General features: G+C 65.6%; 6 protein-coding genes and 1 pseudogene. All 7 read right to left on the minus strand.

Annotated elements, in window-relative coordinates; all coding sequences use genetic code 11:
• Positions 1–1,444: AMP-binding protein (locus tag VGD20_RS00780; protein ID WP_331132627.1), on the minus strand; the 1,444-nt coding region annotated here is incomplete at its 3' end.
• Positions 1,441–2,850 carry an aldehyde dehydrogenase family protein gene (locus VGD20_RS00785; protein ID WP_331132628.1) on the minus strand — a complete coding sequence of 470 codons (1,410 nt, stop codon included), beginning with the start codon at positions 2,848–2,850 and terminating at the stop codon, positions 1,441–1,443. The genes VGD20_RS00780 and VGD20_RS00785, both read right to left, overlap by 4 nt.
• Before the next feature lie 13 nt (positions 2,851–2,863).
• Positions 2,864–5,113 (minus strand): TonB-dependent receptor, encoded by a 2,250-nt coding sequence (locus VGD20_RS00790; RefSeq protein ID WP_331132629.1) that lies wholly within the window; start codon positions 5,111–5,113, stop codon positions 2,864–2,866.
• A 19-nt stretch (positions 5,114–5,132) separates the two neighbouring features.
• On the minus strand, positions 5,133–5,600 hold the full coding sequence (locus VGD20_RS00795; RefSeq protein ID WP_331132630.1) for a cytochrome c: 468 nt from the start codon (positions 5,598–5,600) through the stop codon (positions 5,133–5,135).
• Complete coding sequence (locus tag VGD20_RS00800) at positions 5,597–6,040, minus strand: cytochrome c (RefSeq protein ID WP_331132632.1); 444 nt, start codon at positions 6,038–6,040, stop codon at positions 5,597–5,599. The genes VGD20_RS00795 and VGD20_RS00800 overlap by 4 nt, the downstream gene beginning before the upstream one ends.
• Positions 6,040–6,600, minus strand: a complete 561-nt coding sequence (locus VGD20_RS00805; RefSeq protein ID WP_331132631.1) for a methylamine dehydrogenase light chain — start codon at positions 6,598–6,600, stop codon at positions 6,040–6,042. The genes VGD20_RS00800 and VGD20_RS00805 overlap by 1 nt, the downstream gene beginning before the upstream one ends.
• A 31-nt stretch (positions 6,601–6,631) precedes the next feature.
• Positions 6,632–7,046 (minus strand): annotated as a pseudogene (locus VGD20_RS00810) (methylamine dehydrogenase); the annotation flags it as partial.

Consider the following 7,046-nt stretch of genomic DNA (forward strand, 5'->3'; position numbering starts at 1 on the left):
TCGCCAGATCGTCCGAGGGCTGGTGCCCGGCGGCGAGGACGATGAACGCCTTCACCACCTCACCGCGCGTCGGATCGGGGCTGGCGACGACGGCGCTTTCGGCAACCGCTTCATGCTCGAACAACACGCTTTCGACCTCGAACGGCCCGATGCGATAACCCGACGACAGGATCACGTCGTCGGCACGGCCGACGAACCAGAAATAGCCGTCCTCGTCGACAGTCGCGCGGTCGCCGGTCAGATACCAGCCGTCGCGAAATACGCTGGCGGTGCGGTCGGGATCGCCGCGATAGCCGAGAAACAGGCCGGGCGGGCGGCGCTCTTCGACCCGCAACGCGATGTCGCCTTCTTCACCGGGTGGCAGCACGGCGCCGTCGTGGCCAATCACCGCGAGATCGATACCGGGCGTCGGGCGTCCCATCGCGCCCTGCCGCGCAGCACCGGCGCGGTTGCAGCAGAGCAGCACCGTTTCGGTCTGGCCATAGCCGTCGTGGATGTCGAGCCCCGTTGCCTGTTTCCAGAGGTCGATCACCTCGGGATTGAGCGGCTCGCCGGCGCTGACGCAATGACGCAGGCGCGGGAATTTGCGACCGCCGAGGTCGGCGCGTACGAACATGCGGTAAGCGGTCGGCGGCGCGCACAATGTGGTGATCGGATAACGTTCGAGCAGGTCCATCGCGGCGACCGGGTCGAACCCCGGCGCGTGGTTGACGAAGATCGCGGCGCCCATCAGCCAGGGTGCGAACAGGCTGCTCCACGCCGCCTTGGCCCAGCCGGTATCGGACATGTTCCAGTGCAGGTCGCCAGGCCCGAGGTCGAGCCAGAAGCGGCCGGTGATCTCGTGCGCGAGCGGATAGCCGGCGCCGTGGATCGTCATCTTGGGCTGGCCGGTCGTGCCGCTGGTGAAATAGCAGAGCGCGGGATCGTCGAATGCGGTGTCGGCGATCTCGGCGAGCGGGGCGGCAGCAGCCTTTGCTGCGCCAAAGTCGATCCAGCCCGGCCGGTCGCCACCGACATGGATCAATGGGATCGCCGCATCGACCGGCGTTTCGTCGACACGCGGCGCAACATCGACCCCGGCGACGATACAGCGCGCATTCGCGGCTTCGCAGCGATAGGCGATATCCTTGGGCGTGAGCTGGACGGTGCCGGGCGACGCGATCGCGCCGAGCCGCAGGCACGCGATCATCAGCTCCCACCATTCGATTTCGCGCGACATGAGGATCAGCACCGTGCCACCGGGGCCGACCCCCGCCGCCTTCAGCACCGTGGCGGCGCGCGCGCCATGGTCCGACAGTTCGGCAAAGCTGCGATCGATCACCGTGCCCGCGCCGTCGGTCCACAGCATCGCGCGATCACCCGGTCGTTCCTTTGCCAGCCGGCCCAACGAGTCGCGCGCGAAATTATAATGGGTTGGCGGATTCCAGTCGAACGTTTCGCTCATCCGCCGCGCGCCACGTTGATGACCGACAATTGCGTATATTCGGCGAGCCCTTCCTCCGATTGCTCGACCCCGAGCCCCGATGACTTCACCCCGGCCATCGGGATATGCGGCCCGATCGCGACATGCTGGTTCACCCACACCGATCCGCTTTCGATCCGGTCGGCGACCGCGACCGCGCGGTCGACGTCGCGCGACCACACCGAGGCACCGAGGCCATAGGGCGACGCATTGGCGCGTGCGACGACATCGTCGATGTCCGAATAGCGGATCACGGGCAGGATCGGTCCGAACTGTTCCTCGTCGACGATCTCGTCGCCGTCGGTCACGTCCCGCACGATCGTCGGGCGCAGGAAATATCCGGCGCGGTCGATGATGTCGCCGCCCGCAACGATCGTCCCGTCGCGGCGCGCGCGTTCGAGGAAGCCCTTCACCTTCTCATATTGCGCCTTGTTCTGGATCGGTCCGATCTGCGCGCCCTGTGCGAGACCATCGTCGACCACCGCCGCCTCAGCAAGGCGCGCGAGCTCGTCGCACATCGCGTCATAAATGCTGTCGTGGACATAGGCGCGCTTGATCGCGAGGCACACCTGTCCGCAGTTGAGGAAGGCGGCATTGAAGATGCCCTGCGCGGTCGCGCGCACATCGACATCGTCGAGCACGATGCCGGGATCGTTGCCGCCAAGCTCGAGCGTCAACCGCTTGAGCCCGTCGGCGGCGCTCGCCATGATCTTCTTGCCGGTCGCGGTCGATCCGGTGAAGCCGACCTTGGCGATGCGCGGATCGGCGGTCAGGTAGCCGCCGAGATCGTTGGCGTCGGTGATGATGTTGACCACGCCTGCGGGGAAGATGCCTTGGCACAATTCGCCGAGCATCAGCGCGCAGACGGGCGTCGTCGGCGCGGGTTTCAGCACGATCGTATTGCCCGCGATCACCGCCGGACCGATCTTCCAGCAAGCGACGAGCAGCGGAAAATTCCACGCGATGATCCCCGCGACGACGCCGAGCGGCTTGCGGCGGACCTGGATCAACCCGGTCGCATCGTCCTGGATTGTCCGTTCGGCGATTTCCAGCGTCGCATAGTGGCGCAGATAGCCCTCGGCCCACGCGATCTCGCCCTGCGCCTCGGCGAGCGGCTTGCCTTGTTCCTGCGTCAGCGCGCGGGCGAGCTTGTCGGCATTCGCCACGATTGCGTCGGCCAGCGCGCTGACCTTGGCCTGTCGCTCGGCCATCGGGGTTTCGGCCCAGCCGGGAAAAGCGGTCGCGGCGGCTTCGATCGCCTCGTCGGCCTGCCGTTCGGACGCACGCGCGACGGTAGCGAAGACCTCCTCGGTCGCAGGATTGATGACGTCCATTTGGTGGTCGCCGTCGACCAGCCGGCCATCGATCAGCATCTTGTAATCAGACATCCCTTCTCTCCGATCAGAATTTCATGCCTACGGTCACGCCGTAGGTCCGCGGAGTCCCGGCATGGTTATAGTCGAAACCGAAGCCCGCGAGCAGGTCGACGCGCGAGGTGAAGTAGAATTTGTTGGTCAGGTTCTTGCCCCACACCGAAGCATTCCAGCGCCCGTCGGCCGACTCCCAGTCGATGTGCCCGGCCAGCAGGACATAGCTGTCCTGCCGCAGCCGGGGAATGTTGAGCACCTCGAAATACTGGCTCGACGAATAGTTGATGTCGCCGTGCAGGCTGAGCTTGCCGCTCGAGCTGTCCATCACCGTCGCATCGATCCCGCCGGTGAAGGTGAACTTCGGCGCGTTCGACAGGTTGTTGCCGCGGACATCGACGCCGCTGACGATGCCACGCTTGATCTTGGTGTCGAGCAGGCCGACGCCGGCGCGCAGCGTCACCATGTCGGTCGCACGAACGGTCAGCTCGGCCTCGCCGCCGAGGATACGCGAGCGCGGAATGTTGAGCAAAGTCTGCGCCGCGGTCGCGGGATCGATATTGATGAACTGCTGGTTGCTGTACGAATAATGAAAGGCCGCCATGTTGAGCGTGACACGGCGGTCGGCGAACTGGCTCTTCAGACCCAGTTCGAAGGCTTCGATTTTTTCGGCTTCCGCGACCGACAGTTCGGACGGATCGAAAAAGGCCTGCGCGTTGAAGCTCGGCGCGCGATAGCCGCGGCTGTAATTGCCATAGACCATCACGTCGGGATTGATCTTATAGTCGGCGCCGATCTTGCCCGACAGATTTTCCTGACTGTAATCGAGCCGCGACGGCGGGATCAGGTTCATCACCAGCACGCCGTTCGGGCCAAAGGCATTGGCCTCGAAATTGCTCTGTGTCCCCTTGTCGTGCGTGAAGCGGAGGCCGCCGCGCAGGGTCAGCTGGTCGGTCAGCTCGAAACTCACGTCCGAATAGATCGCGTAGCTTTTCTTGAGCTGGTCGAAGCTGTTGCGGAACAGGCAGCCCAGCGGAAAGCCGATCGCGCAGTCGGCATCGGTCACGCCGGGCAGCCCGTCGGAGTCGATGTCCTTGCCGATCTCGAACGTCGTTTCGTTATAGACCTTCTCGCGATTGAAATAGGCGCCGAGGATGAAGTTGAACGGACCGCCGAAGTCGCTCGTCAGGCGCAGGTCCTGCGCGAATTGCGTCGCCCGGTCGGTGTAGGGGATTTCAAGCAGCTCGGTCGCCGTACCATCGGTATCCTCATAGAAATTCAGCCGCCCCTTGTCCCACGAGGTCACGCTGGTGATCGCGAGCGTGTCGCTCAAATCGACCGTACCCGTCAGCGACACCGACCAGGTGCGCGCGCGGCGGCGATCGGTGACATTCGCCTCGATCTCGCGCCGCCCGAGCCCCGGGCGGTTCACTGCCTCGGGCTGGGCATAAATGCCATAGTTACGCGGGTTCTGGTAGCTGGTCGAGGCGCGCAGGATGAAGCGCGCGCTGTCGCTCGGTTCGAACAGCAGGCTGCCGCGCACGCCATATTCGCGCACGCTCGCGAGATCGGGCTCGCCGGGAAGCTGGTTCTTGAACCAGCCATCGGCACGCGCGAAGGTAAAGGCGACGCGCGCCGCCAATGTCTCGCCGAGCGGCACGCTCACCGCGCCATTGGCTTCGTAGCGGTTGTAGTTGCCGTAGCCGAGATTGAGATAGCCTTCGGTATCGCCGAGCACCGGGGTGCGGCTGATCAGGTTGACCGCGCCGCCAGTGGTGTTCTTGCCATAAAGCGTGCCCTGCGGACCGCGCAGAACCTCGACGCGCTCAAGGTCATACATCGCCACGCCGAGGAAGGCGAAATTGCCCTTGTAGACCTCGTCATAATAGGTCGCGACGGGGCTTGCCTGATTGAGACTGTAATCGGACATCGACACGCCGCGCAGCGCAAAGATCGGGGTGTTGTCGCCGACGGTCGAGGTGAGCTGGAGGTTGACGATCTTGCTCGCGAGTTCATCGGCCTGCGTCACCCGCTGGCGTTCGAGCGAGTCGCCACCGAGCGCACTGACCGCGATGGGTACGTCCTGCAGACGTTCCGACCGCTTCTGCGCGGTGACGACGATATCGGTGCCGTCGACCGTTTCGACGGCGGCGACGGCTTCGGCAGCGGTTTCGGTCGCAGCCTCCTGTGCCAGCGCCGGTACGGAAACGCTTGCGAGAAGCAGGGCCAGCGCCGGGCGCGCGACGCGGCGCCCCGCTACCTTGGTCGTCATTACCTTGGTCATCGAAAATCCTCCCCTGTTCTTATTTCTGTTGTTTTGGTTCCGGAGCGAAGCGCGCGACCATGCCCGCCCGTATCGTCATCGCCTCCGTGCGCAGCGGCTTCAGCCGCAGGCGCGCGACTTCGGCGGCTGTGTAAGGTTTGAAATCCGCAGGCACATTCGCCGCGTCGAACCGCACGAGCGACCAGTTCACCACTTCGGCCAGATCGGCGTCGGACAGCGCGGCGGTCGCGACGCCCGGAACCTGTACCAGATATTCGCGGCCGCCCGGCACGTGCAGGAACTTCGCGACGAACCCCGCCATCGTCGGCGTGGTCTGCGGCGTCCCGGTTGCATCGGCGCGATGGCATCCCTGGCACGACAGCATCCAGTTCTGCTTCGCGCGCGCCGGATTGGCGACGCCCGGGATCGCTTCCGGACCGCTCCACGCCGGGGTCGTCACGGCCGCTCCGGTCGCCACGATCAGCGCGGATACGGCCAGCCATTTCATTTGCCCGCGGCGGCCGGCTGGAGGCGCCCCACTGCGGCGGAATTGAGCGCCGCGCTACCTGCCCGGTATCCGGCGATCTCGCGCGGAGTGAAGGCCTTCGCCGATCCGCCACGAACCACATGGTTCAGCACCGCCGCGACCTGCGCATCGTTGAGCCCGGCCTGCGCGGGCATCATCCCGCGATAGGGTTTGCCTTCGACCGTGATCGGCCCCGACACGCCGCGGATCACGACCAGCGCGAGATAGCGGCGCCCGGCAGGGGTTCCAGCCAGCGCACGCACGTCGGACTTCAGCGGCGGAAAGGCGCCCGGAACCCCCGCGCCGTTCGCCAGATGGCACGCGGCGCAGCGCTTGTAGATCGTCGCGCCGTCATCGGCCGCCATCGCGGGTCCGGCGGCCGCAAATCCGGTCACCGCCAGCAGGATCGCCCACCCCCGCATCACTGTTGCTCCAGCGCAACGCCGAGGATCACCGCGGTCGAGCAATTATAGATCGCGCTCGACGTGCCGAGACACCAGTTGATGTCGTTGTTCGCCTGCGGACGCACCATCGGCCGGTCGCGCTCGTTGCGGTTGCACAGGCAGCGCCCGCACGAGGATTTGCCGCAGCAATCGTTATAGCTGATGATATAGGCACGGTTGTCGGCGGGGTTCAGGCAGGTGCCGATCCAGGTGATCGGCGACATTTCGGTCCCCGGCGGGCAACTGCTCGCGGTGCCGCCGCAGCAACTGCAGAGGAAACCGTCGATCGCGCAATAGCGCCAGTAATCGCACTGCGTCTGGTCGCCCGGATCCTGCGGGTTGCCTGTCGTCTGCGGCGCGACCGGATCACCGCCGCCGCCGTGGCCATGCCCCTGCGCCTGCGCGCGCGACACGGGCAGCACCGGGATCACCGCCGCGCCGGTCAGCGCACCGCCGATCAGCGTCAGCAGGCTGCGCCGCGAGGTCGCGCGCGCGACCCGCCGCGTCATCTTTTCCGAAAATTTGTCCAGTCCCGACATATCTATCCCCTTCTTGTCGCAGCCGGCGCGATCAGCCGCGCGCGAGATATTCCTGGATCGATGCGACGCGGCGTTCCTTGGCCTCGAACAGGCTCTCCAGATGCTCGCGATTGTTGACGAGGCCGAGCGAGGCGATGTTGCCTTCCTCGTCGATCAGCACCGCGTAAGGCAGCTTCGATACGCCAAGCTTGCGGCCGAGATCTTCGGACAGGACATAGTCGAAACCCGCCAGTCCCTCGGCCATCACCAGCCGGCGGTGTGCGGCGGCGTCGCCGTCACTCGCCAGCACCACGTCGAGCCAGCCGCGCTCGGCTCCGCTCGCCGAACGGACCACGGGAAGCAACGTCTTGCACACCGGGCAATCGGGCGAGAGGAAGAAGATGAGCTGGCCGCGGCGATGGCGCTTGCCACCAATCGCAACCTCCTTGCCCTCGAGCGTCGCGAGC

The sequence above is a fragment of the Sphingopyxis sp. genome (assembly GCF_036402335.1).
Lineage (GTDB): Bacteria > Pseudomonadota > Alphaproteobacteria > Sphingomonadales > Sphingomonadaceae > Sphingopyxis.